This is a genomic window from Reyranella sp. (genome assembly GCF_965228225.1).
Classification (GTDB): domain Bacteria; phylum Pseudomonadota; class Alphaproteobacteria; order Reyranellales; family Reyranellaceae; genus Reyranella.
Map to the genome: position 1 here is coordinate 2,779,282 of NZ_OZ245801.1, position 25,758 is coordinate 2,805,039.

At 65.3% G+C, this 25,758-nt stretch carries 20 protein-coding genes and 1 pseudogene; 8 read left to right on the forward strand and 13 right to left on the reverse strand.

The features are described from left to right. The first annotated feature begins 2 nt into the window (after positions 1-2). Entirely contained in the window at positions 3-479 is a 477-nt protein-coding gene (locus ACO07K_RS13375) for a PaaI family thioesterase (protein WP_422036422.1), read from the forward strand. A gap of 219 nt (positions 480-698) precedes the next feature. Here the strand turns inward: ACO07K_RS13375 and ACO07K_RS13380 are convergent. After that, positions 699-1,085: pseudogene (locus tag ACO07K_RS13380) on the reverse strand (uracil-DNA glycosylase family protein); the annotation flags it as partial. 323 nt (positions 1,086-1,408) lie between these two features. Here ACO07K_RS13380 and ACO07K_RS13385 point away from each other — a divergent pair. Then, on the forward strand, positions 1,409-2,890 hold the full coding sequence (locus tag ACO07K_RS13385) for a P-loop ATPase, Sll1717 family (RefSeq protein ID WP_422036423.1): 1,482 nt from the start codon (positions 1,409-1,411) through the stop codon (positions 2,888-2,890). Positions 2,891-3,153: 263 nt separating this feature from the next. Beyond that, entirely contained in the window at positions 3,154-3,906 is a 753-nt protein-coding gene (locus ACO07K_RS13390) for a hypothetical protein (protein ID WP_422036424.1), read from the forward strand. Between the two features lie 684 nt (positions 3,907-4,590). On the opposite strand, the gene ACO07K_RS13395 is transcribed toward ACO07K_RS13390, so the two are convergent. Together ACO07K_RS13395 and ACO07K_RS13400 are read right to left on the reverse strand one after the other, a co-directional pair. Next, complete coding sequence (locus tag ACO07K_RS13395) at positions 4,591-5,151, reverse strand: 2'-5' RNA ligase family protein (RefSeq protein WP_422036425.1); 561 nt, start codon at positions 5,149-5,151, stop codon at positions 4,591-4,593. Positions 5,152-5,190: 39 nt separating this feature from the next. Beyond that, the gene (locus ACO07K_RS13400; protein WP_422036426.1) at positions 5,191-5,850 is read right to left on the reverse strand and encodes a 2'-5' RNA ligase family protein; all 660 of its coding nucleotides are present in this window, start codon (positions 5,848-5,850) and stop codon (positions 5,191-5,193) included. 91 nt (positions 5,851-5,941) lie between these two features. Here ACO07K_RS13400 and ACO07K_RS13405 point away from each other — a divergent pair, with 91 nt between their 5' ends. Beyond that, positions 5,942-6,310 (forward strand): hypothetical protein, encoded by a 369-nt coding sequence (locus ACO07K_RS13405; RefSeq protein WP_422036427.1) that lies wholly within the window; start codon positions 5,942-5,944, stop codon positions 6,308-6,310. Between the two features lie 19 nt (positions 6,311-6,329). On the opposite strand, the gene ACO07K_RS13410 is transcribed toward ACO07K_RS13405, so the two are convergent. The 5 genes from ACO07K_RS13410 to ACO07K_RS13430 form a co-directional block, all read right to left on the reverse strand. Then, a complete protein-coding gene (locus tag ACO07K_RS13410; protein ID WP_422036428.1) occupies positions 6,330-6,815 on the reverse strand; it encodes a cupin domain-containing protein in 486 nt (161 codons plus the stop codon). Positions 6,816-6,841: 26 nt separating this feature from the next. Continuing rightward, on the reverse strand, positions 6,842-7,630 hold the full coding sequence (locus ACO07K_RS13415; RefSeq protein ID WP_422036429.1) for a 2-keto-4-pentenoate hydratase: 789 nt from the start codon (positions 7,628-7,630) through the stop codon (positions 6,842-6,844). Positions 7,631-7,701: 71 nt separating this feature from the next. Continuing rightward, complete coding sequence (locus ACO07K_RS13420) at positions 7,702-9,951, reverse strand: 3-hydroxyacyl-CoA dehydrogenase NAD-binding domain-containing protein (protein ID WP_422036430.1); 2,250 nt, start codon at positions 9,949-9,951, stop codon at positions 7,702-7,704. Positions 9,952-10,099: 148 nt separating this feature from the next. Beyond that, on the reverse strand, positions 10,100-11,311 hold the full coding sequence (locus ACO07K_RS13425; protein WP_422036431.1) for an acetyl-CoA C-acetyltransferase: 1,212 nt from the start codon (positions 11,309-11,311) through the stop codon (positions 10,100-10,102). Positions 11,312-11,441: 130 nt separating this feature from the next. Further along, on the reverse strand, positions 11,442-12,590 hold the full coding sequence (locus tag ACO07K_RS13430) for an acyl-CoA dehydrogenase family protein (RefSeq protein ID WP_422036432.1): 1,149 nt from the start codon (positions 12,588-12,590) through the stop codon (positions 11,442-11,444). A 125-nt stretch (positions 12,591-12,715) separates the two neighbouring features. On the opposite strand from ACO07K_RS13430, the gene map reads away from it, so the two are divergent. Further along, positions 12,716-13,462 (forward strand): type I methionyl aminopeptidase, encoded by a 747-nt coding sequence (gene map / locus ACO07K_RS13435; RefSeq protein ID WP_422036433.1) that lies wholly within the window; start codon positions 12,716-12,718, stop codon positions 13,460-13,462. Positions 13,463-13,486: 24 nt separating this feature from the next. On the opposite strand, the gene ACO07K_RS13440 is transcribed toward map, so the two are convergent. The 4 genes from ACO07K_RS13440 to ACO07K_RS13455 form a co-directional block, all read right to left on the reverse strand. Further along, positions 13,487-14,056 carry a hypothetical protein gene (locus ACO07K_RS13440; RefSeq protein WP_422036434.1) on the reverse strand — a complete coding sequence of 190 codons (570 nt, stop codon included), beginning with the start codon at positions 14,054-14,056 and terminating at the stop codon, positions 13,487-13,489. A 66-nt stretch (positions 14,057-14,122) separates the two neighbouring features. Beyond that, a complete protein-coding gene (locus ACO07K_RS13445; protein ID WP_422036435.1) occupies positions 14,123-15,637 on the reverse strand; it encodes a 3-hydroxyacyl-CoA dehydrogenase in 1,515 nt (504 codons plus the stop codon). An 85-nt stretch (positions 15,638-15,722) separates the two neighbouring features. Next, positions 15,723-17,642 carry a propionyl-CoA synthetase gene (locus tag ACO07K_RS13450; protein ID WP_422036436.1) on the reverse strand — a complete coding sequence of 640 codons (1,920 nt, stop codon included), beginning with the start codon at positions 17,640-17,642 and terminating at the stop codon, positions 15,723-15,725. Positions 17,643-17,917: 275 nt separating this feature from the next. Then, complete coding sequence (locus tag ACO07K_RS13455; protein WP_422036437.1) at positions 17,918-21,094, reverse strand: bifunctional cytochrome P450/NADPH--P450 reductase; 3,177 nt, start codon at positions 21,092-21,094, stop codon at positions 17,918-17,920. Positions 21,095-21,226: 132 nt separating this feature from the next. Between ACO07K_RS13455 and ACO07K_RS13460 the strand changes: the two genes are divergently transcribed. From ACO07K_RS13460 to ACO07K_RS13470, 3 genes are all read left to right on the forward strand, one after another. Continuing rightward, a complete protein-coding gene (locus ACO07K_RS13460) occupies positions 21,227-21,748 on the forward strand; it encodes a hypothetical protein (RefSeq protein WP_422036438.1) in 522 nt (173 codons plus the stop codon). A 79-nt stretch (positions 21,749-21,827) separates the two neighbouring features. Further along, entirely contained in the window at positions 21,828-22,796 is a 969-nt protein-coding gene (locus tag ACO07K_RS13465; protein ID WP_422036439.1) for a Bug family tripartite tricarboxylate transporter substrate binding protein, read from the forward strand. A gap of 54 nt (positions 22,797-22,850) precedes the next feature. Next, positions 22,851-24,794, forward strand: a complete 1,944-nt coding sequence (locus tag ACO07K_RS13470; protein ID WP_422036440.1) for an acyl-CoA synthetase — start codon at positions 22,851-22,853, stop codon at positions 24,792-24,794. On the opposite strand, the gene ACO07K_RS13475 is transcribed toward ACO07K_RS13470, so the two are convergent. Beyond that, positions 24,791-25,705, reverse strand: coding sequence for a LysR family transcriptional regulator (locus ACO07K_RS13475; protein WP_422036441.1), 915 nt, complete (start codon positions 25,703-25,705; stop codon positions 24,791-24,793). The two genes, ACO07K_RS13470 and ACO07K_RS13475, sit on opposite strands and share 4 nt — an antisense overlap. Positions 25,706-25,758 lie beyond the last annotated feature (53 nt).

Genomic DNA, 25,758 nt, shown 5'->3' on the forward strand with positions numbered 1-25,758 from the left:
ACATGGCTATACAACGACCGGCCGACGCACGGCCGGTCGCTCCGTATGTGTTCCGCGGCTTCAATGGCGTGATCGGCCATCAGGTCGTGGCGTGGCGCCCCGGCTTCGTCGAGATGCGCCTCGACGTGCGCGCCGAGCTCTGCAACGCCAACGGCCTGCTGCACGGCGGCGTGCTGATGACCCTGCTCGATTCGGCGAGCGGCTTCGCCTGCACCTTCAACGAGACGGCGACGGCACGGCGCCTCTCCGTGACGCTGGCCTTCACCACCCAGTTCATCAAGGCCGGCCGCGAAGGCGACGTGCTCGCGATCCTGGGCGCCTGGCGCCCTTCGACCAGCCAGAGCACCTTCGCCGCCGAGACCGAGATCTACAACCAGGCGAACGAGCTGCTCGCCACCGGCGCCGGCACCTTCCGCTACCTGAAGGGCGAGCGCAGCGACGGCACGCTCGAATTCCTCGACCAGAAGGCCGCGGACTAAATCTCTTCGCCACCGGTCAAAACCTCATCCTGAGAGTCTGGCCGGAAATGAATTGAATCGATTCAAGCACTTGCCTCATCCCGAGCAGCCGCGCCTGGCGCGGCGTCTCGAAGGATGGCCAACAGGCAAGGTGCGCGTTCCCACCCTTCGAGACGCATCGCTGCGCGATGCTCCTCAGGGCGAGGACTTTGTGGAAGCGTGGATGCGCAGCGGAACGAGCTATTTTCCATTCGCCACAATCAGGCGGCGCACCGCAACCAGGTCGTCGCAGAAGGCCTTGTAGGCCTCCTGCCTCGCCGCCTCGTCCGGCAGGCGCAGCAGGAAGGACGGGTGCACCGTCGCATAGCCCGGCAGCCCGTCGAAGGCGATCGGACCGCGTGACCTGAGGACCGACAGCGGCTTGCCGGTCAGACCAAGCAGCGCCGTCCCGCCCATCGCGACCACGAGCTTCGGCCGCACGAAGGACAGCTCGCGCTGCAGCCACCAGCGATAGCGCTTCACCTCGCCGGGATTGGGCCGCTTGTGCAGCCGCTTCTTGCCGCGCGGCTCGTACTTGAAATGCTTCACCGCGTTCTGCCGATCGAAGTCGCCGCCCTCAAGCCGACGACCGCTTCTCCCATCGCCTCTACGATGGTTTTCACCGGTTTAGCTCATCGATCGCCGCCGGCTTCGAGATGATCCCGGCCATCAATGTTGGGGAACCATAGCGGCAGCGATCCTCCTCACGTAGCCTCAGTTCCGGAAATCTCCCCTCCAAACAGTGCCGCCGGTCTTTCCAGTGTTTGCCGCTCTCACGTCAATCCGCGCCCCGAGCCCCAGAAGAAGACGCGATGGACCAAATGAATTAATTCGGCGGCGTCTCCAGAAGCGTGTATTCCTTAGATCGCCAACACTCCGAGCGAGCGGACACTATGGATAGATTGTCTCTATTGAAGGCTCTCACCTTCGGCACTCAAGTCGCTGAAGAGGAAACTAACGACTTGGCCGGATACTTCGTCGAGACGGATCAATGGCAGCGAATCGCGGAAGGAAAAATAGACTTCGTTCGGGGGGAAAAGGGTGCTGGCAAAAGCGCCATCTACTCACTGCTGATGGCAAAAGCTGACGAGTTTTTTGATCGTGGCATTTTGCTGGTGGCAGGAGAGAACCCACGAGGACAGACGGTTTTTCGAGATTTGGGCAGCGAACCGCCAACTAGCGAAGTGGAGTTTATTGCTCTCTGGAAGCTCTACTTAGCCACCATCATCGCCCAACGACTGCGGGAATTCAGTATCAAGAATGCTCATGCGAACGTCGCCTATAAAGCACTAGAAGATGCGAAGCTCCTTGAGCGTGAGTTCACGCTTAAAGGAGTCCTGCGTCGAGCACAGGATTATGCGAAGCGCATCATCCAAGCGGAAGCGATAGAAGGAGGCATCGAGCTTGATCCCGCGACCCAGATGCCTTCTGGGGTGATTGGCCGAATCGTATTAAAGGAACCGACCAGTGATCTTCGCACGGCTGGCTTTATCTCGGCGGACACGCTCCTAGCGGAGCTGGACAAAGCTGTAGCAGAGGCCGGTTTTGGCATATGGGTGCTGCTCGATCGGTTGGATGTTGCTTTCACGGAAAATCATCAGCTTGAAGCAAATGCCCTTCGCGCGCTGATTCGGGTTTACGCCGACATCCGTTCTCTCGACCATATATCGCTGAAGATCTTTCTTCGTGAAGATATTTGGAAGCGCATCACTGTAGGAGGATTTAGAGAAGCAACTCACATTGTCAAAGTCGTGGTGTTGGACTGGACTGAACCAGCGCTTCTCAACCTCATTATGCGACGGCTTTTAAGCAACCAGATTTTACTCTCGGAGTTCGGAATAGATCGCATTGACGTGCTGCAAGACAGCCGCAAACAGGATGCGCTATTTGCTCGTCTCTTCCCTCCTCAGGTCGACCAAGGCGCGCGGAAGCTCACCACGTTTAAATGGGTCATTGGGCGTTGCCGGGATGGCACTGGAAAAACGGCGCCTCGCGAAGTCATCTACCTTCTCAACTGCGTGAGAGACGAGGAGATCAAGAGACTTGAGCAGGGAGGCCTGGCACCCTCTGACGATCAGTTATTCGATAGGTCGGTTTTCAAGCTGGCTCTTCCGACGGTCTCCAATTACCGGCTGCAGCAGTACTTGTATGCGGAATATCCAAGTGAGCGGCCATACTTGGAAAAGCTGGCAGGCGAAAAAGCTGAACAAACTCCAGCTGCCTTGTCAGCTATCTGGAAAACTGATGAACGAACAGCGATTGAGCGCGCAACCGGTCTTGTCGAGGTAGGCTTCTTTGAGAAAAGGGGCACCCGCGATGAGCCTACATTCTGGGTTCCGTTCCTGTACCGTGATGCTCTAGGGTTAATACAAGGAAAGGCGGACGATGATTGAATTTTGGCTCCGGCGCCCTGATTAAGGCGTTCATTCTTTTCCGCCTCGAACGTCGGATCCCGGATTGGCCCGCCATGCCACTCAGGTCACCTGCCCTGCATCGCCCTACCCAGCGTGTCGTCCGTTCTATCCGCACCGTGACGAGCGCTTGCCGGATTTCCACCCTCTCAAGGGGACTCGTTGGTTACGCGCAACAATCGCTTTCTCTTGAGCCAGGAACGTAATCCTCACAAGCTCGCGAGATGCAGGACTGGAGAAACGGAATGCCGATTGCCAAGCCCTTCAAGAGAACTGCACGAATGCACAGGGCTGGTAGTTACACATCTGACGGTCATTGGCAGTATGTTTTACATCCTGCTTTCGCTTCCGAGCCGGATCAGTTTATCCGCTCGTATCTCGTGATCGAGAAGGACTTTCGAGATCTCCTCGAGTTCATCGAGCCCGCCGATACGAATCTTCCCTGCTTTTCAATCCGTATCCATTCGCTGCTCCTGCGCGCCTGCGTAGAGTTCGAAGCGAACTGCAGGGCTATCCTCTTAGAGAACAACTACAAGAAGGCCTCGGCGCGGGACTGGAACATCACAAACTATAACGATCTCGAGCCAACGCATGGGCTGTCACACTTCGAAGTGAAGCTTCCCAGCTGGCGCGGCACACATTCTATTAGAAGGCCGTTCTTATCTTGGCGTAGCTCAGGGAAACTAGCGTGGTATCAAGCTTACAATAACTCCAAGCACAGCCGCCACTCCGCATTTGCAGAGGCTTCATTTGAGCATTTGGTAGATGCCATATGCGCTCTCCAGGCTTTGTTAGCAGCACAGTTTATTGACAACGATTTTTCCGGAGCATTCTCAATCGGTGCCTCAATCGACGACCCCAGGTACGCCGGCTTTGAGCCCGGCATAGGCGGCTTCTTCAGCGTGAAATTTCCGACGCACTGGCCCGCCTCAGATATCTATGACTTCGATTGGCGCACACTTAAAGATGATCCGAATCCTATTCAGACGCTTTGGTAGGAAGGCTCGATTGGGCCTCGCAGGGTACCCACTCACGCTTCCAGCTTACCGATGGTTCACATCCCCGCGCCGTGAACTTTCTCTGCGAGGCGCGATCTGCCGCTTGTCGACGGCATTCATGCTGCCGAGCTTGCGAAAGTTCGCGATGCCCGGTCGACGTCGTCGAGTGCACGCCCGGCGCCACGGTGCGATTGAGGCCGCTAAGACGATCGGCCGCCTTGCCGACCGGCAGGCTCATCTCGCCGTCCATGGGCGCGCGGCCCGGTACCATCAACTTTGGCTTGTCGAGCATTGCCGGCGTCAGCATGCCCTCCGCGCTTTTGTGCCCCCGGCCTTATGGGCGGCGTCGCCCTCGATGATCCAGTGGTTGCGCTCTTCCATCTAGGTCTTGAGCCGACGGATTCAGGCGCCGTCGGTCTCCCGCTGTGCGCCGAACAACTCTTTGCGAAGCTGGTTGTGCCGGGCATAGGAATCTTACTCGGCGCGAAGATCGCCGGGTAGCCCCCTGGGCGGTACCTAGCGCGGTGGCACTTGGATGTCGCCTTCACCTTGCCAAGTCTTCGTGCCACCGAAGCCCGGCTGAAGGCTGTCACCCTCGCCTTAACACGTCTCCTGCTTGCAGCAGGCGATGATGGCAGGCGCGTAGTCCGCATCCCCGGTCACGGCGTACATGAAGGCGGACGCTCAGAAATCGAATCCCGGCAACGGCAACTGCCGTGTCCTCAACGGCAGGCGCCCGACAGGACGGTGCGTCGCCTTTCCCAGCAGGCTGTGCACGAGGACGATCTCGCGCACCGTCCAGCCGGTCGCCCTGATGCGGCGCTCAGGCAGGATCTTGTCGCTCCTCATCAGCGTCATGTGAGGCCGGAAGGCGCGCTTTCTTTCCGCGCTGGCCGGATTCAGCGCATCGCGCAGCCGGGTAGAGAGTGTTTCGAGGTCGGCGCTGCCCCGGCCGGCAGAGAGCACGAGCGTCCCTCGGCTGAGCGACTGCGCACATCCGAAGGAAACACGGAAAGGCGGCATCTCGATGGTGCCGGCCTGCCGCACGATCGCGTAGATGTCCTCGGACGTCGGGGGCACCACGTAGTCGCCGACACGCCACAACGTGACGTGAAGCTGGTCCGGAGGGATTTCCGGTCCCGCGAGGCCGGCCTTCTCGCATAGCTTACGCCGGGCGCTGCAGATCGCCTCCACCGCCTCGGCGTCGGGACGCACGGCGAAGAACAGCCGGTCGGTCGGCCTCACCGTAATCATGGCGCGTCGCGAACGTCCTTCCGGGAAGGGTCAGCCCAGCGGCAGTCGCGTCAGGCAGCGGTGCGTCGTCTGGCCGGCTCGACCGTGGACGAGCGCGACTTCGCGGACGGTCCAGGCGATGGGCTCGACCGGCTCGGCCTCGACGTGGCGACCGTCGTGCAGGAGGGTGACGTGCGGCGTGTAGCGGCGCGCCGGCCGCGGCGTATCGTCGAGCGCATCGCTCAGGCGCTGCTGCAGCACCTCGAGGCCAATGGTCGCCTCCTCTCCCGTCAGCACCAGGGCGCCGTTGGCGAAGCTCGTCAGCCGATCGAACGCGACACGGAAGGACGGCATCGGGATCTCCCGGGCGCGCGCCACCCAGTCCGCGATCTCGCCGGCATCGGGCAAGCCAATGCCCTCGTGCAGCGGCGCCAGATTGACGTGGAAATGCGCGGCCTTCAGCAGCCTGCCCGTCAGGCCGTGCCGGGCCCGCCAGGCGGCGGCGCGCTCGGCGATCGTCTCCGCCGTCTCTGCATCCGGCACGACCGCGAAGAACAGACGGTCGGTGACGCGCGGTTCCTTACGACGAATGCCGGCATGACGTCTCAGGAGGCGGTCGACTCCCAGCCGCGAGACGCCCTGTTGCGGCCGGAACAGCAGGGACCGCCCTGCCCCCAACATCTCACTCGTCCTCGCGAAAGATCCGGCCACGGCTTCCTCCTCAACTTCATGTTCATGATATGTTCTCTGCCTCCTGGAGGCAAGGGCCGGGCCGGCACTGAAACATTTGATACGATGGTCCGTGCGGATTCACGGATTCTACGAACTGGGCCATGCGCTCGACGTGCTCGACGGCGAGAGCCACGGCTTCTCGCCGGCCGACATCGAGAGGGTCGAGCGCTATTGGGCGTATGGCGACATGCACGACAGCACGGCGGGGTTCGTGCTGCGGCTGCGCGACGGTCGTCGTGCCTATGGCGAGTTCCAGCACTGGCACGGCTTCGAGCAGGACGAGGATTTCAGGATCGACGTCGAGATGCTGGAGGGTGACGAGGTGCCGTCCACGCCCCTGCGCGAGCCGATCGACCCGTCGGCGCCCTGGCCACCGGGCGGCTGGTCAGACGAGACGGCGCATCTCGATCGCCTGCTTGCCAGCGGCCGCGGCGCCTGACCTCGCCCCGTTGGCGAGGCTACTTCTTCTCGCGGTCGTAATAGTCGACCGTGTTCTCCGCGCGGAACATCTTCCAGAGCTTCGTGGAGCCGCCATTTCCGGCGACGATCGACACCTTGCCGGAATCCGGATACTCGCAGGCGTCGACCGCGACCCGGTTCGACAGCGCGAGATACTTCAGGGGCGCCGTGCCGGTGTTGATGATCTGGTGCGCCACGTCGGCGCCGCCCGGCGGGCACGCGATGACGTCGTGACGGCGGATCGGATAGCGCTCCGCGCCGAACCGCAATTCGCCCTCCCCCTCCAGGATGAGGAACATCTCCTCCTCACCGTGATGGCTGTGGAACGGGCACTGGGCCTTGCCGGGCGGCAGGACCGTGAGGTTGTAGCCGAGGTTCCGGGCGCCGATCGCGTCGCTGACCCGGGCGCGGCGGGAGGTGTAGAGGCCGTCCTCCTCGACATCGTCGAACGTCACGTCGTCGAGGTTCACGATCGGCTTCACCATGCCCGCCTCCGGCTCGAGGGTTGCTCTTACTTGACGGTGATCTCTGCGCCGCCCAGCCCGACGAACTCGGTCTTGGCGACGCCAGCGGCCGGCAGGAACTGCGGCGGGTGCACCGAGCCGGTCAGGATCATGTCGCCGGCCTTCAGCTGCTTGCCGTTGGCGATCAGCTTGTTGGCCAGCCAGGCGAGCGAGATCATCGCGCCGCCCATCACGTTGCTGCCGGGACCGGCGCCGATCTCCTTGCCTTCGAACTCGGAGCGGCCCTTCACGTTGGCGAAGTCGGTCTTCTGCCAGTCCTTGATCTCGGTGCCCACGATGCAGGCGGCCTGCAGCACGTCGTCGGCGATGCGGCCCGGGCCGCCCAGCTTGGACGCGTCGCCGTAGCGGTTCTCGACCACCTCCATGCCGCAATAGAGGTTGGAGACGAAATCCTGGATCGACTGGGCGGTGTATTCCGTGCCGGCCGGCACGTCCTTGGCCATGCGCGCGACCATCTCGCATTCGACGCCGGCCTTGAGCGGCCAGCCCTTCTCGAACACCGCGCCGCTCTGGCGGATGCCGCTGGTGTAGATGCCGGCAAAGGCCGGGCCCGAGAGCTTCAGCGGCTCGTACTGGGCCGGAACGGCGAACGCGACCTTCCAGCCGGCGAGCTTCCAGCCGGCGGCCTCGAGCTTGTCGTGGACCGCGAACTGCACCTTGTAGGCATCGGCCTCGGAGAGGCTCGCCGTGGCATCCGCAAGCCAGTCCATCGTCGTCTTCGAGCAGCGGCCTTCGACGATACGGTCGGCGAGTGCGGCGATTTCCTTGGCGTCCACGGCAATTCCCTCCAGATTTGAGGGAGGGATAATTGCCGTGTCGCCGCGTCAGTGCAAGCGATGCAGCCCTGTTAGGCCGCCTTCGCCGGCTGGTACTTGCCGTAGAAGCTTTCGCCCTTGGCGGCCATGTCGCGCAGCAGCTTCGGCACCTCGAACTGGGCGCCGTACTTCTTGGCGAACGCGTCGCACTCGGCGACGAACGTCTCGATGCCAACCTGGTCGATCAGGCTGATCGCCCCGCCGGTCTGCGGCGCGAAGCCCAGGCCCATGATCGAGCCGACGTCGCCGTCCTGCGGGTTGGTGAGCACGTTGCTCTCGAGGCAGCGCGCGGTGTCGACCGCCTGCACGTAGAGCAGGCGCTTCTTGATCTCGTCTTCCTTGGCGCGCTTGTCCTCGCCCTCGCCGTAGAGCAGCGCCGGATCGGCCGGGAAGTACTTCTCCAGCTCCGGCCACAGGCGCTTCTTGCCGTCGGCCGGATACTCGTAGAAGCCCTTGCCGTTCTTGCGGCCGAAGCGCTCCAGCTTCTTGACCATCAGCTCGAGGATGTCTTCGGTGCCGCCGCCCTCGAACTTCTGGCCAGACGCCTCGGCGTCGCGCCGGGTCTGGTCCATGATCTTCCACGACAGGTCGATGGCGACCTCGTCGTTGAGCGACAGCGGGCCCACCGGCATGCCGGCGTAGCGCGCGCAGTTCTCGATCATGGCGGCCGGGATGCCCTCCTTCAGCATGCGATGGCCTTCGCTGATGAAGGCGCCGCAGACGCGGGAGGTGAAGAAGCCGCGGCTGTCGTTCACGACGATCGGCGTCTTGCGGATCTTCTGGACGTAGTCGAGAGCCCGCGCGAGCGTCTCCTGAGAGGTCTTATGCCCGACGATGATCTCGACCAGCGGCATCTTCTCGACCGGCGAGAAGAAGTGCAGGCCGATGAACTGGTCGGGCCGCGACGAGGCTTCGGCGAGGCCGGTGATCGGCAGGGTCGAGGTGTTCGACGCGAACACCGCGGTCTTCGGCAGCGCGGCCTCGGCCTTCTTCGTGGCCTCGGCCTTCACTTCGCGGTTCTCGAACACCGCCTCGATCACGAGGTCGCAATCGGCGAGCGCGCCGAAGTCCGGCGTCGCCGTGACCTTGGCCAGCATGGCGTCGGCCTTCGCCTGGTCGAGGCGCTTGCGCTTCACCAGCTTGGCGAGTTCGTCGGCGATATGGGCCTTGCCCTTGTCGGCCGCGGCCTGGTCACGGTCGATCAGCACGATGTCGAGACCGGCCTGCACCGAGACGGTGGCGATGCCGGCGCCCATCAGGCCGGCGCCCAGCACGCCGATCTTCTTGTAGTCCTGCTTCGGCACGCCCTTGGGCCGGCGCACCAGCTTGTTGGCTTCCTGCAGGCCGAAGAACAGCGTGCGGATCATGCTCTTGGCCACGGGATCGCGCAGCAGCGACACGAAGTAGCGCGTCTCGACCCTGAGCGCGGCGTCGAACGGCAGCTGCAGGCCCTCGTAGACGCAGCTCAGGATCGCCTTCGGCGCCGGATAGACGCCGTTGGTCTTGCCGCGCACCATGGCGCTGCCGCCGATGAAGGTCATGACGCCCGGCGGGCTCCACACCTGGCCGCCGGGGAAGCCCGGCACCTTGAAGCCCTTGCGGTCCCACGGCTGCACGGCGCGGCCGTCGATCGCCTTGGCGCCCTTGCCGGCATATTCCGGCACGACCTGCTCGGTCGCCGGCGCCACGAGCCACGCCTTGGCCCGGGCCAGCAGCTCGCCGGCCGGCACGACCTCGTGAATCAGGCCGAGGCCCTTGGCGGCGTCGACCGTGAGATCCTTGCCTTCGAGCAGGATGGGCGCGGCGTTCTGCACGCCGATCAGGCGCGGAATGCGCTGCGTGCCGCCGCCGCCCGGCAGCAGGCCGATCTTCACCTCGGGCTGGCCGACCTTGGTCTTCGGGTTGGCCGCGGCGATGCGGTAGTGCGTGGCCAGGCAGATCTCGAAGCCGCCGCCCAGCGCCGTACCGTTGATCGCCGCCACGATCGGCTTGCCGCCGGTCTCCTGGCGACGGAACATCTTCTGCAGCTGGCTGAACTGCTCCATCAGCTTCGACGCGTCCGACGTGTCGAGACCCAGGATCATCTCGAGATCGGCGCCGGCGATGAAGCTGTCCTTGCCCGACGTGATGATGATGCCCTTGACCTTCTCGTCCTTCAGGGCGGTCTCGAGCGCGCCGGCATAGGCCGTCATCGAGGCCTCGTTGAGCACATTCATCGCGCGGTTCGGCATGTCCCAGGTGATGGTCGCGATGCCGTCGCTGTCGACGTTGTAGTTGATCATGGTTGGTCTCCGAATTCTTCCCGTGGCCACCCTTCGAGACGCTCGCTCTGCTCGCTCCTCAGGGTGAGGATTTTTCTAGAGCCACTGCCTCACCCTGAGGAGGCCGCGCAGCGGCCGTCTCGAAGGGTGGGCAATGGGTCGAGGTTTCTCAGACGCGCTCGATGATTGTGGCGGTGCCCATGCCGCCGCCGACGCACAGCGTGGCGAGGCCAGTCGAGAGGTTGCGGCGCTCGAGCTCGTCGAGCAGCGTGCCCAGGATCATCGCGCCGGTGGCGCCCAGCGGATGGCCCATGGCGATCGCGCCGCCGTTCACGTTGATCTTGTCGTGCGGCATCTTGAGGATCTGCATGTAGCGCAGCACGACGGCGGCGAAGGCCTCGTTCAGCTCGAACAGGTCGATGTCGCCCACCGACATGCCAGCGCGCTTCAGCGCCTTCTCCGAGGCCGGCGCCGGGCCGGTCAGCATGATCGCCGGCTCCGAGCCGATCGAGGCGAAGGAGCGGATGCGGGCGCGCGGCTTCAGCCCCGCCTTCTCGCCGAACTCCTTGGAACCGACCAGGATCGCGGCGGCACCGTCGACGATGCCCGACGAGTTGCCGGCATGGTGCACGTGATTGATCTTCTCGACCTCGGGATAGCGCTGCTGCGCCACCGCGTTGAAGCCGGGCATCATCTCGCCCTGCATCTTGAAGCTGGGCTCCAGCGCGGCCAGCGTCTGCATGGTCGTGGTCGGACGCAGGAACTCGTCATGGGCCAGCAGCTCGATGCCGTTCTGGTCGCGCACCGGCACGATCGACTTCTTGAAGTAGCCGGCATCCCAGGCGGCCTTGGCGCGCCTCTGCGACTCGACGGCATAGCTGTCGACGTCGTCGCGGCTCATGCCGTACTTGGTGGCGATAAGGTCGGCCGAAACGCCCTGCGGCACGAAGTACATCGGGATCGCCACGGCCGGATCGACCGCCCAGGCGCCGCCGTCCGAGCCCATCGGCACGCGGCTCATGCTCTCGACGCCGCCGCCGATCGCGGCCTGGCTCTGGCCCGACATGACCTGCGCGGCCGCCATGTTGGTGGCTTCGAGGCCGGAGGCGCAGAAGCGGTTGACCTGCACGCCCGACACGGTCTCGGCATAGCCCGCCATCACCGACGCGGTGCGCGCGATGTCGGCGCCCTGCTCGCCGATCGGCATGACGCAGCCCAGCACGATGTCATCGACCAGGTGCGTGTCGAGAGTGTTGCGGTCGCGCAGGGCCTGCAGCGCGGTGACGGCCAGGCGCACCGGCGTCACTTCATGGAGCGATCCGTCCTTGCGGCCCTTGCCACGCGGGGTGCGGACGGCGTCGTAAATGTATGCGTCGGTCATGGTCTTCTCCTTCAGCTCAATCTCGAAAGCGGAAAATTGTCATCCCGAGCGTAGCGAGGGACCTTTACTGATCCCCAAAGGTCCCTCGCTACGCTCGGGATGACAGTCTTTTGTCGTGGACGGCGCTGCGTTAGAGCGTCCGTCCAATGAGTTCCTTCATGATCTCGTTGGTGCCGCCGTAGATCTTCTGCACGCGGGCGTCGGCGTAGAGGCGCGCGATCGGGTATTCCCACATGTATCCGTAGCCGCCGTGGAACTGCAGGCACTCGTCGATCAGCTCGCACTGCAGCTCGGTCGTCCAGTACTTGGCCATCGCCGCGGTCGCGACGTCGAGCTCGCCCTTGAGGTGCTTGGCCACGCAATCGTCGACGAAGACGCGCGCGATATGGGCCTTGGTCTTGAGTTCGGCCAGCTTGAAGCGCGTGTTCTGGAAATCGATGATCTGCTTCCCGAACGCCTTGCGCTCCTTCACGTAGGCCAGCGTGTGCTCCAGCGCCGCCTCGATGGCCGCCACCGCCTGGATGGCGATGACCAGCCGCTCCTGCGGCAGCTGCTGCATCAGCTGGACGAAGCCCATGCCCGGCCCGCCCAGCAGATGATCCGCCGGCACGCGCACGTCCTGGAAGAACAGTTCCGACGTGTCCTGCGCCTTCATGCCGATCTTCTCGAGATTGCGGCCGCGCTTGAACCCTTCGGTCTTGGTCTCGACGGCGATGAGCGACGTGCCCTTCGCGCCGAGCGTGGGATCGGTCTTGGCGACCACGATCACCAGGTCGGCCAGCTGGCCGTTGGTGATGAAGGTCTTGGAGCCGTTGATGACCCAGTGATTGCCGTCCATGACGGCGGTCGTCTTCACCGCCTGCAGGTCCGAGCCGGTGCCCGGCTCGGTCATGGCGATGGCGGTGACCAGCTCGCCGGAGCAGGCCTTGGGGATCCACTTCTTCTTCTGCTCCTCGGTGCCGTAATGGAGCAGATAGGGGACCACGATGTCGTTATGCAGCGAGAAGGCCGGCCCGGAGGCGAGCGCCCGGCCCTGCTCCTCGATCATGATGGCGCTGTAGAGGAAATCCGCGCCGGCGCCGCCATAGGCCTCGGGCATGGTCATGCCCAGAAGCCCCTGCTCGCCCGCCTTGCGCCACAGCGCGCGCGGCACGATACCCTCCTCTTCCCACTTCATGTGGAACGGGGTCACTTCCTTCTCGAAGAAGCGCCGGCAGGTCTCACGAAACATCTGGTGTTCAGGCGTGTAATGCGCGGCCAGAGCGGCAGTCACAGGCATCGTCCTCCAACGATCAGGATGGTCAGTCTTCTTGAAGGGACTGTGGGCCGCCGACGGTTCGTCCGCCAGCCCAAGGTAGGTAGTTTACCTTTACGTAAACGTCAACGGCGGTTAGGAGGGTGACGATGACCATCGAAAATGAAGAGCAGCTCGAGAAGCTGCGCATCATCGGCAAGCTCGTCGCCCGGACCCTCGCCGCCATGGGCGCGGCGCTGGAGCCCGGCATGACGACCCGGGAACTGGACGATCTCGGGCGCGCCTTGCTCGAGAAGGAAGGTGCACGCTCCGCCCCCGAAGTCACCTACGGGTTTCCGGGCGCGACCTGCATCTCGGTGGGCCCGGACTGCGCCCACGGCATCCCGGACGACACGGTGATCAAGGCCGGCGACCTGATCAACATCGACGTCTCGGCCGAGCTGGACGGCTATTTCGGCGATACCGGCGCGAGCTTCGCCGTCCCGCCGACCAGCCCGCGCATCGAGCGCCTCTGCGAGGATGGAAGGCGGGCCATGTGGGCCGGCATCCGGGCCGTGAAGCCGGGCGTCCGGCTGAACGAGATCGGCCGGTCGATCGAGACCTTCGCGCAGAAGAACGGCTACAGCCTGATCCGCAATCTGGCGAGCCACGGCGTCGGACGCTCGCTGCACGACGAGCCGTCGGAAATCCCGACCTGGTACGAGAAGCACGACCGCCGGAAGATCACGGAAGGTCTCGTCTTCACCATTGAGCCGTTCCTGTCGCTGGGCGCCGACCATGTCGAAGAAATGGACGATGGCTGGACGCTGCGCCCGCCCCTGCGCGAGGCCACGGTGCAGTACGAGCACACCCTGGTCGCGACCCGTCGGGGTCCGCTGATCCTGACGCTGGCCTGAGCGGCGCTCGCGATTTTACCGTCGCTATTTGACGGTTGGGCAGGCCCGCGACGGCAGACGCGAATCGCAGACGCTGACGCTCTCGATGTACTGCTTCATGGTCTGAAACTGCTCGGGCGTGGGGACCGACCGCACGGCGCGCTGCACGACGTAGAAACTGTCGTTGCCCTTGATCGCCGTCAGCATCGTGGTCTCCGGCTTGCCGGTCGACGCCAGCAGCGGACAGCGCAGCAGCACCGAGGCGGCGTCGTAGCCGTTCACCTTGCCGGTCGCGACCGGCGTGGCAGAGCTGCCCTTGCAGGCGCCCGCCCACTGTTGCTGCATCGCGCCGAGAAACGCCGCCGGCTGCAGATCCTTGCGGCTGAGGAACACCTGAACCGTGACCATCTCGGTCCAGCTCTGCACCGTCTCGCCCGTCGGGATGAACTCCTGCATGTTCATGCCGTTCTTCGAGTCCTTGAAGCCGAGCTTGAAGCCCTGCGGCATGCCCACGAGCAGGTTCTCGTTCTTGAGCTGCTGCGCGTGTACCGCCCCGCCAACCACCGCGACCATCAGGGCGAATCCAACCGCCGTCCACTTGCTCCGCTTCTTCATCGGGCTCCCCTGCAAAGGCTGCAGGGGACCAAACGGTGGTTTCACGGTGCTGTTCCCTGACGATTTCTATTCGACCGTCGTCGCACTCAATCCCAGCATCGCGCGGCGGCGCAGCCACTGGCTGGGGCGATAGCGGTCGTCGCCGGTGATCGCCTGGATCTGCACCAGGATCTCGTGGCACTCCTTGACGCCCATCCAGTCGGCCAGCGCCAGCGGCCCGCGCGGATAGTTCAGGCCGAGCGTCATTGCCGTATCGACGTCGGCCGCCGAGGCGATGCCGATCATCGCCATCTCGCAGCCGAGATTGGCGATCATCGCGCACATGCGCTGGGCGATGAAGCCCGGCGAGTCCTTGATCACCGTCACCTTGGTGCCCGACTTGGCGAGCAGCGCCACGGTGGCGTCCCGAACCGCCGGATCGAAGCCCGGCGCCATCATGATCGTGATGCGCTTGGAGACGTCGCCGGTCAGATCGACCGCGACGGTGCGCTTCGGGTCGAGGCCCAGCTCGATCGCGGTGGTGGTGCAGTCCTTGCCGACCGGCGCCACCAGGATCGGGCTCTTGCCGTCGTCGGCCGCCAGCATCTCGGCGCCATCGGCACTCACCAGGCTCATCAGCTTGGTGTTGTGCGTGTCCATGATGACGACGCTCGACGCCGGCACGTGCGAGGTCGGATGGTCGGCGCCCGCATCGATCTTGGCGCCCTTATCGTCATAGCCGTACCAGCCGCCGCCGGTCTTGCGGCCGAGCTTGCCCGCCGCATAGAGGCTCTCGTGATACGGGCTCGGCGTCATGCGCCGGTCATGGAAGAAGCCCTCGTAAATGATCTTGCGGGCCGGGAAGTTCACGTCGATGCCCGTCAGGTCCATCAGCTCGAACGGGCCCATGCGGAAGCCACAGGTGTCGCGCATCACGGCGTCGACCTGCGACGGCGTCGCCCGGCCCTCCTGCATGATGCGCAGGCCCTCGGTGCCGATCGCGGTGCCGCCGAGATTGACCAGGAAGCCCGGCGTGTCGCCCACCACCACGGGCACGCGGGTCTGGCGCTTGCCCAGCACCACCATGGCATCGACCACCCATTGCGCGGTATCGGCGGCGCGGATGACCTCGACCAGCTTCATCAGCGGCACGGGATTGAAATAGTGCATGCCGCAGACGCGGTCGCGATGCTTGAGCGCGCGCGCGATCGAGGCGATGCGGATCGACGAGGTGTTGGAGGCCAGGATGGCGTCGGGCGCGATCACCGCCTCGAGTTCGCCGAACAGCTTCTGCTTCACCTCGAGATTCTCGAACACCGCCTCGACGACGACGTGGCAGCCCTTTAAGTCCTCGATCTTCTCGGCGATGCCGAGATTGGCGTCGGCCTTCGCGAGGTCGGCCTCGGTGACCCGCCCCTTGGCAACAAGACCCTTCAACGTGTCGAGGATCGCCGCCTTGGCTTTCGCCGCACCGCCGGGCGCCGCGTCATACATGATCGCCTTCATGCCGCCCTGCGCGGTGACCTGGGCGATGCCGCGGCCCATGGCGCCGGTTCCCACGACGCCGACGGTGAGATCGGGGCGGTTGATATCGAGAGTCATTCGTCTGTCCTTCTTGCCTTTGGAGTGCGCCACTCCAGTGGCGCATCTTCCCTTCACGCATGAGCGCCACTGGAGTGGCGCGCTCCTATGATTTGTTTGCGAAGCCGGCCGTCTTCAGGCCGTCCTTGATTTCTTCCAGCACGACCGGATCCTCGATCGTGGCCGGCAGCGTCCATGGCTGGCTGTCGGCCATCTTCTGCATCGTGCCACGCAGGATCTTGCCCGAACGCGTCTTGGGCAGCCGCTGCACGACCAGCGCGCTCTTGAAGAAGGCGACCGGACCGATACGGTCGCGCACCATCTGCACGACCTCGTTGGTGATCTCCTGCGGCGGCCGGTTGACGCCGGCCTTCAGCACCAGGAAGCCCAGCGGCACCTGCCCCTTCAGATCGTCGGCGATACCGATCACCGCGCACTCGGCAACATCGTTGTGCGCACCCAGCACTTCCTCGATCTGGCCGGTCGAGAGGCGATGGCCGGCGACGTTGATCACGTCGTCCACGCGCGTCATCACCGAGACGTAGCCGTCCGGGTCGATGAAGCCGGCATCGCCGGTTTTGTAGTATCCGGGGAACTCGCTCATGTAGCTCTGCTTGTAGCGCTCGTCGGCGTTCCACAGCGTCGGGAAGGTTCCCGGCGGCAAGGGCAGCTTGCCGGCCAGCGCCCCCACCTCGCCCGGCTTCATCGGATGGCCGTTCTCGTCGAGCACGTCGAGATGCCAGCCCGGCGACGGCACCGAGGTCGAACCGAGCTTCACCGGCATCGGGTCGAGACCCTGGAAGTTGCCGCAGATCGCCCAGCCGGTCTCGGTCTGCCACCAGTGATCGACCACCGGCACGCCCAAGAGCTTCTGCGCCCACTCGACGGTCGGCGGATCGCCGCGCTCGCCCGCCAGGAACAAGGTGCGGAAGTTCGAAAGGTCGTACTGCCCGAGCAGCTTGCCTTCAGGGTCCTCGCGCTTGATCGCGCGGAAGGCCGTCGGCGCGGTGAACAGTGCCATCGCCTTGTGCTCGGAGATCACGCGCCAGAAGGCGCCGGCGTCGGGCGTGCCGACCGGCTTGCCCTCGTAGAGGATCGAGGTCGCGCCGTGGATCAGCGGCCCGTAGACGATGTAGCTGTGGCCCACGACCCAGCCCACGTCCGAGGCGCACCAGTAGACCTCGCCCGGCTCGACGCCGTAGAGGTTCTTCATCGACCAGGCGAGCGCCACGCAATAGCCGCCGGTGTCGCGCACCACGCCCTTGGGCTGGCCGGTCGTGCCCGACGTGTAGAGGATGTAGAGCGGATCGGTGGCCTTGACCGGCACGCAAGGAGCGGGCTGCGCGGTGGCGAGCGCCTCGTTCCAGTCGAGGTCGCGCCCGGCCACCATCGTCGCGGCACATTGCGGCCGCTGCAGCAGGATGACCCGCGGCACCTTGTGCTTGGCCTGCTCGATCGCCTGGTCGACCAGCGGCTTGTAGTGAACGATGCGCGACGGCTCGATGCCGCACGAGGCGGTGAGGATCAGCTTCGGCGCGCAATCGTCGATGCGGCTCGACAGTTCCTTGGCCGCGAAGCCGCCGAACACCACCGAATGAATTGCGCCCAGCCGTGCGCAGGCGAGCATCGCCATCACCGCTTCGGGGATCATCGGCATGTAGAGGATGACGCGATCGCCCTTGCCCACCCCCTGCGCCGCGATCATCCCGGCGACGCGCGCCACCTGGTCGCGCAGCTCGCGATAGGTGAAGGTCTTCTTGGTGTTGGTGAGCGGCGAATCGTAGATCAGCGCCGCCTGCTCGGCCCTATTTGTCCCACTGGCGCCGTCGACATGGCGGTCGAGCGCATTGTGGCAGGCGTTGAGTTCGCCGCCCTCGAACCAGCGATAGAAAGGCGGCTTCGTCCCGTCGAGCACCTTGTCCCAGGGCTTCGTCCAGTCGATCGCCACAGCCTGCTCGGACCAGAATCCCTCGGGATCCTGGAGCGACCGCGCATGCAGCGCACGATATTTGTCGCCAACAGCCATGACCGGCATCCTTTGCGTTTCCGCCCCTGGCTTAGCCCCGGCCCCGCCCTGTCGCAATGTGGTTATGTGGGCTCGCCCCGCCGGGAGGCGCTGTCGCAGATGAGGCAAAGGTCCCTCACTACGTTCGGGATGACACCGTTTGTTTGATCAGCGCACTGCGCAAATCCCAACAAAATTGTCATCCCGAACGTAGTGAGGGACCTTTCGCCTCCTTAGGCACGCCAACTGATCCGGCCTTTCCCGGGCCATGTGCGACGGCCCTGCCCCGCAGAGGCTCAGGCGAAGACGTCGGAAACGTAGCGACCGTGCTCGTGCTCGACGACCTCGACCCACTTCTGGGCGTCGGCCTCGCTGACGCCCGATGCCTCGCGATAGATTCGCACCAGCGTTTCGCGGACGCCCGGCGCCATGTGCTGCCCATCGCCGCAGACGAAGACGCTGCCGCCCCGCTGGAAGAGTTCCACGATGCGGGCGCGCTCTTCCCAGACCCGATGCTGCACGAACGAGACCTCGCCCCGCGGCTGCAGCGAGAAGGCCGGGAGCACCGTGACGACGCCCGCCGCCTCCCAGCGCGCGAGTTCATCGCGATAGAGATAGTCGACGTCGGCATGGTTGGTGCCGAAGAACAGCAAGGCCGGTCCGACCTCCTGTCCGGCTTGCTTCTGCGTGGCCCGCTCCTGCAGGAAGCCGCGGAACGGCGCGATGCCGGAGCCGGCGCAGATCAGGATGAGCGGCGTCCTGGGATCGGCCGGCGGATGGAACCGCGCATTGGACGGACGCACCGCCAGCGAGATGCGGTCGCCCGGCTGCAGATGCGCCAGATAGGACGAGGCCACGCCGCGGAAGGTGCCGGTTCCCGAGTAAGCCGGCGCGTCGACGACGGCGACGGTCAGCGTGACATGGTCGGGCTTCCACAGCGGCGACGAGGAGATCGAATACTGCCGCGCCCGCATGGGCGGCAGCATGTCGAGATAGGGACCGAATCCCAGCGCGCAGGACTGGAAGCGGTCGAGCAGGTCGAGGACGCTGCAGCGCGGCTTGAGCACCGATGTGGCGTAAGCCTCGCCCGCCATGGCCTCCAGCTCGGCCTGCTCGGGCGGACAGGGCGTGGCCGCCGCGAGCGCCGCCACCTGGGCGCGAGTCGCGGGCTGCGCCAGTTCCACGTAGTTCGAGAGCAGCTCGCCGCAGCTGACCGGCCGGCCGATCGGCAGGCTGGCCGCGCCGTCGCGCCGAAGCACCACGAGCGTGTCGCGCGCCAGACCGAAGCGACGCAGCACACGATCGACCAGCTCCGGCGGATTCGTGGCCAGGACCGCCAGATAGTCGCCCGCGCGATAGCTCATCCCTTCAGGCAGCGAGAATTCCAGGTGCCGCTTCGAGCGCGCGTTGGGTGCGCTCATGTCCACCAGTTCGCGGTTCTCGACGACGCTGCCTCGTTGCAGATCGCCCAGCCGCAGCGCGCCCTCGCGACCGTCCTTGACGTACTCGACCTGCAGACCGGACGCCGCCGGCGCGGCGGCGGCCTCCTTGCCCAGCGCCTCGCGCAGCCGCGGCAGGAAGCCCGCCCACCATTCGTCGAAGGCGCCGAAGAAGTCGCCGCCGGAATCGGTCTCGCCGCGCTCGGCGAGCCGCGTGGCGCCGGCCCGGGCGAGAGCGGCATCGACCCGCTTGGGAATCGCCTGATAGGTGCGCGCCCATTGCCGGTTGCCGCAGCCAAACACGGCGAAGCGAGCGCCGGTCAGCGCGCCCTCCGGCAGGGCTTCGACAGACGAGACGAACAGGCGGGCATTGTCGGGCGGCTGGCCTTCGTAGGACGCCGTGACCACGACGATCGCGCCCTCGCGCGGGAGGTTGGCTGCATAGTCGTCCATCGCCGCCACGGTCGGCGCGAAGCCGTTGGCCGGCGCCTCGTCGGCGATGCGGTTGGCAAAGGCCTCCGACGAACCGGTATTGCTGCCATAGAGGATCAGCAGCGGCGTGGCCGCCGCATCCGAGGCGGGTCGTCGCACGGGCTGCGGCGTCAGCGCCTTCTGCGGCGTCGATGGCACGGCACTGCGCCGCAGAGACGTCCCGGTGCGGCGCGCCCGCGCGCGGATGCGCAGCCCTTCGGGCTTGAGCGTCAGCGTCTCGTGGATCTTCAGCGTGTAGGACGGATCGTCGAGCACGAAATCGAAGCGCTGCAACATCAGGATGAGCACGAGCTGGGCTTCCTGCATGGCGAAGGGCCGGCCGATGCAGGCCCGCGCGCCGTTGCCGAAGGGCTTCCAGGCATTCGGCGGCAACTGGCTGGCATTCTCGGGCGCGAAGCGCTCCGGCCTGAAGGCTTCAACGTCGTCGCCCCAGACCTTGGGGTCGCGATGGAGCATCGGCTCGAGGACCATCACGATGTCTTTGGTCGAGAGAGGGTACTTGCCGGCCAGCACCGTGTCCTTGTGCGGGCTGACCGAAAAGACCGAGGCGGTCGGCCAGATGCGCAGCGTCTCCATCAGGATCTGCTCGATGTAGCGGAGCTGCGCCAGGTGCTCGACGCGTGGCACCTCCTCGCCCAGCACCTCGTCGACGAGGGCCCGCGCCTTCTGCAGCACGTCGGGATTCTTGAGCAGCAGATAGGTCGCGAAGGACAGAAGTCCGCTCGTGGTCTCGTGGCCGGCGATCAGGAAGGTGATCATCTGATAGCCGATATTCTCGTCGCTCAGCTTTTCGCCCGTTACGGGATCGACGCCGTTGAGCATGAGATTGAGCAGGTCGTTCTTCTCGTTGCCCCTGGGATCGCGCCGGCGCTCGGCGATGAGGTCGCGCGCGACCTTGTCCATCATCTCCTTGTCGACCTGGAACTGGCGCGCCTTGGACAGCATGAGGCTGCTCAGCAGCTTCGGCCGGCGCGCGCGGTTCGAGGCTTCCTGCAGCGTTCCGACCATGGCGGACACGAAGGGATGCATGTCGTCCTGGTAGAAGCTGTTGAAGCGATAATCGAAGGCACAGAGCGCGATCGTATCGAGCGTGAGCCGCGTCATGTTGTCGGCGACCTCGATGACGGCGCTCGGCCCGAACCGCTCCCAGCGCACGAACATCTGGTCGGCGATGTCGAGCATCCTGTCGAACATGCCGCGGATGGCGATCGGGCCGAAGGCCGGGACGAGAATACGATGAGCCTTGGCCCAGTTGGGCTCGTGGCCATAGGCCGTGAACAGCCCGTCGCCGGCAACCGCCCGGATCTCCTTCAGCGCCCCCTGGATACGCTTGCCGAACCGCGTCTCGTCGCACAGCTCGTTCACCAGCTCCTGCGAACTCGCGACATGGACGTCGTGGTCCATGATCGTGAGCTTGAAGAACGGCCCGTAGGTGCGGGCGAGCGCCATGAGGCTCTGGACCGGGCAGCCGCCCTGCAGCTCCGTGAGATTGCCGACGATGGGCTTGAGGGGCGGTTGGGGAACCGGCTCGTTCAGCGACATGTTGCAGTGCCTTTAGACAAGTTCGAATTCCCGAGGACCGCCGGGCCGAGGACGTGACGGATATAAAATGGCCTGTCCCCTCGAACCTTGTCGACGTATTCCTGTGAGGAACGGCGGAAGCGGAGTATTTCGATGCGTAGACATTTCCTGGCGGTGCTCATGGCCGGCGGCGCGACGGCCTTGCTGCCGCATCAAGGCCGCGCCCAGGGCTGGATGGAGTACAAGCCCGAGGGTGGACGTTTCCGCGTCGACCTGCCCGCGCTGCCGAAGATCGCCATCGTGCAGGTTCCGATCGGCAACGGCAACGCCGTGCCGATGACCGAAGCAACCTCGGTGGCCTCGCGGGTCGCCTACATCGCTTCCTATGTCGACTATCCACCCGCCGTTACCAAGGGGGCCGCCGCCGACGTGATCCTGAGCAAGGTCCGCGACGGCGCGGCGGCCGGTGGCTCCTACCGCGACGAGAGGAAGCTCCAGCTCGGCCGCGTCGAGGGGCGCGAATACACGGTCGTCCAGGGCAACGGCAATGTCGCCGTCACCCGCACCTACTGGGCGCGCGGTCGCCTGTTCACGCTCGTGGTGGACGGCAAGGCCGGCGTCGAGACCCAGCCCGCCACCCGCCAGTTCCTCGACTCCTTCGCGCTGGTCCAATAGGCGGCGCGCCAACGGGCCTGTCGCCCCTCCCGGCTTCCCGCTATCCTCCCGGCAACAAGAATGGTCCCGGGAGGGAACGATGGTCGGTCGCCGTGAGGTGATGCTGGGCGGGCTTGCCGCGCTGGCGTCGACGCGTGTGCAGGCTCAATCGACGAACTGGCCCACCAAGCCGATCCGCCTGATCGTGCCCTACGGGCCCGGCGGCTCGGCCGACCAGGTGGCGCGTCTCTATGCCGAGAAGATGAGCGCAACGCTTGGCCAGCAGATCATCGTGGAGGACAAGCCCGGTGCCTCGGGCGGCGTCGGCGCCCAGATGGTCGCGACGGCGCCGGCCGACGGCTACACGCTTCTGCTGTCGCCGACCGCGATCATGGCGATCACGCCGGCCGCGCGCAAAGTGCCGTACAATCCCAACGACCTCGTCGCCGTCGCGCGCCTCTCGACGCCCATCCTGGTCGTCACCCTCACCAAGGCGCTGGGCGTCCGGAGCTGGGCCGAGTTCGTGGCGCTGGCGAAAGCCAACCCGGGGAAATACTGGTTCGGCTCCTCGGGCCTCGGCACCATCACCCATCTCACCGGCGAAGTGCTGACGCGGGCCGCCGGCATCCAGATGCAGCACTCGCCCTACAAGACCATCGTCGATGCCACCGGCGACGTGTTCGACGGCCGTATCCAGATGGTCTTCGATCCCTCCTTCGTGCCCTACGCCAAGGCCGGCAAGGTGCTCGCCGCCCTGGTCGACCAGCCGGCCCGCCTGCCCGATCTGCCGGACACGCCGACGGCGACGGAGATCGGCCTCGATCTCAAGGGCTTCCGGGCCCGCAGCTGGTTCGGTCTCTTCGCGCCCAAGGGCACGCCGGACCCGATCCTCGCGCGCCTGTCCGAGGCCGCGGCGCAGGCGGCCGCCCTGCCCGAGATGAAGGAGAAGCTGCTGCTCGTGGCGCAGAATGTCGAATATCAGTCCAACGTCGACTTCGCGCGGCAGGTACGCGACGACCAGATCTATTTCGCGCAGCTGCTGAAAGACCTGGATATCAAGCTGGAATAGGCGAGCCGCCCTGTGAGAGAGTGCCGCCGCACAGGGAGTCGAACGGAAAAGATCATGGCCAAGCGCAAGACGGGAAAAGGCAGCAGCAAGTCGAAGGCTCCGGCCAAGCGCAAGGTCGCCGCCAAGACGAAGAAGATCGTCCGGCCGGCTGCGAAGGCCGCCCCCAAGAAGGCTCCCTCGCCAAAGAAGGTCATCGCCCCCAAGAAGGTTGTCGCATCGAAGAAGGCCGTCGCACCGAAGAAGGCCCCGGCAGCCCGGAAGGCCGCCGCTCCCAAGCCGCTCGGGCGTCCCGGCCTGCGTCGCTCGGTCAAGAGTCGCACCTCGGTGACCCGCCTCGCCGCGCCGCGCCCCGTGTCGCACAAGACCGCCCTCGCCGCGCACAACATCTACGAGCGAGACCTGGACAGGACGCCGGCGAATTATGCCGCGCTCACCCCGCTGCAGTTCATCGAGCGCACCGCCAGCGTCTATCCCGATCACGTCGCGCTGATCCACGGCCAGCGCCGCCAGACCTGGGCCGAGACTTATGCACGCTGCCGGCGCCTCGCCTCGGCGCTGGTCAAGGTGGGCATCGGCGTCGGCGACACGGTGGCGATCATGGCGCCCAACATTCCCGAGATGTACGAGGCGCATTTCGGCGTGCCGATGAGCGGCGGCGTACTGAACTCGCTCAACACCCGCCTCGACGCGGCGATGGTCGCCTTCATCATCGACCATAGCGAGACCAAGGTGCTGCTGGTCGACCGCGAGTATCATCGCGTCGTCACCGAGGCGCTGGCGATCGCCAAGACCCAGCCGCTGGTCGTCGACATAGACGATCCCGAATGCGAGGACCGCGCGCAGATCGGCGACACGACCTGGGAGGAATTCATCGCCGACGGCGATCCCGACTTCGCCTGGGCCTATCCGTCGGACGAATGGAACGCGATCACGCTCAATTACACGTCGGGCACGACCGGCAATCCCAAGGGCGTCGTCTACAGTCATCGCGGCGCCACCCTCTCGTCCTACGGCAACGCCACGCAGTGGCCGATCGGCCTGCACCCGGTCTATCTCTGGACCCTGCCGATGTTCCACTGCAACGGCTGGTGCTTCCCCTGGACGCTGGCGCTGGTGGCCGGCACCTCGGTCTGCCTGCGCCGCCCGGCGGCCAAGCCGATCTTCGACGCGCTGACCGACAACGACGTGAGCCACATGTGCGGCGCACCGATCATCATGCAGCTCATCATCGGCGCGACCGACGCCGAGCGCCGGCCGCTCGGCCGCAAGGTCGAGTTCATGACCGCCGCCTCGCCGCCCCCCGCGGCCGTGCTCGAGGCGCTGGAGAAACAGAACTTCCGGGTGACCCACGTCTACGGTCTCACCGAGGTCTACGGCCCGGCCACCATCTGCTCGTGGCACCAGGAATGGGATGCGCTGCCGGCGCACGATCGCGCACGTCTGAAGGCGCGCCAGGGCGTGCGCTATGCCGCCCAGGATGGCGTCACGGTGATGGATCCCACGACCATGAAGGAGGTGCCGCGCGACGGCACGACCATGGGTGAGGTCATGTTCCGCGGCAACATCACGATGAAGGGTTATCTCAAGAACCCGGCGGCGACGCGTGACGCCTTCGCGGGCGGCTGGTTCCATTCCGGCGATCTCGGCGTGATGCACGAGGACGGCTACATCGAGCTGCGCGACCGGTCCAAGGACATCATCATCTCGGGCGGCGAGAACATCTCCACCATCGAGGTCGAGGGCGTGATCATCGCCCATCCGGCCGTCGCCAACGCCGCCGTCGTCGCCAAGCCCGACGAGAAGTGGGGCGAGACGCCCTGCGCCTTCGTGATGCTGAAGCCCGGCGCCACGGCCACGGCGGAGGACATAATCGCCCACTGCCGCGCCAACCTCGCCGGCTTCAAGTGCCCGCGCCATGTGGTGTTCCGCGACCTGCCCATGACCTCGACCGGCAAGGTGCAGAAGTACGTCCTGCGCGAGTGGGCGAAGGCCGCCTAGGTAGCCGCCTTCACCTTGCCAGCCACCGCGCGCAGATTCTGGATGAACGCCCTCGCGGCGGCGCCGCGTTCGTTGCGGCGGAAGGCGGCCGAAAGCTCCGAGATGATGGGCGGCCCGCTCATCGGTCGGTAGACCAGTCCCGGCAGGCGCAGGCACCTGCTCATCGATGCTGGCACCACCGCGACACCGAGGCCGAGCGCGACGAGGCCCACGACCGCGAACAGGTTTCGGCCATAGGTCGCGATGCGCGGCGTGTAGCCGCCCCGCTTCCCGAAGTCGATCGTGTGCTGCCAGTAGCTGATGCCGATTCCATGGTCGGCGGTGATGAACGGCGTGTCGGCAAGAGCCGCCGGATTGATCGTCTTTCGTCGCGCGGCCGGATGGGTCGATGGCAGCGCCAGCACGATCGGCTCCCGCATCAGGGTGAGGTCGGTGAGGCCGGGCCCATAGTGGATGGGCGGCCGCACGAAGCCGATGTCGATCCGTCCTTCCTCCAATTCGCGCAGGACGACCTTCATTTCGATTTCGCGCACGCGCACGTCGACGTTGGGCTGCTTGGCGCGGAAGGCGAGAATGGTGGAAGAGAGCACGTCCGTATAGATCGCAGTGGTCACGATGCCGACCTCGACGATGCCCATCTCGCCACGGCCCGCGCGCCGTCCGACCGTTTCCGCCCGCTCGACCTGACGCAAGGCGACACGCGCTTCCTCGAGGAAGAGCATGCCGGCATCCGACAGTTCGACCGTCCGCTTCGTGCGGTGGAACAGGACGGCGCCCAGCATGCGTTCCAGCGACTGGATCTGCTGCGTCAGCGACGGCGGCGCGATGCCCAGCCGCTCGGCGGCACGCGTGAAATGCAGTTCTTCGGCGACAGCGATGAAATACCGGAGATGCCGGGTGTCCAGGGGCATGGAGCATATTAGGCAGAGCCTAATTATTTCGCATTCACAATATAGTGGTCCCT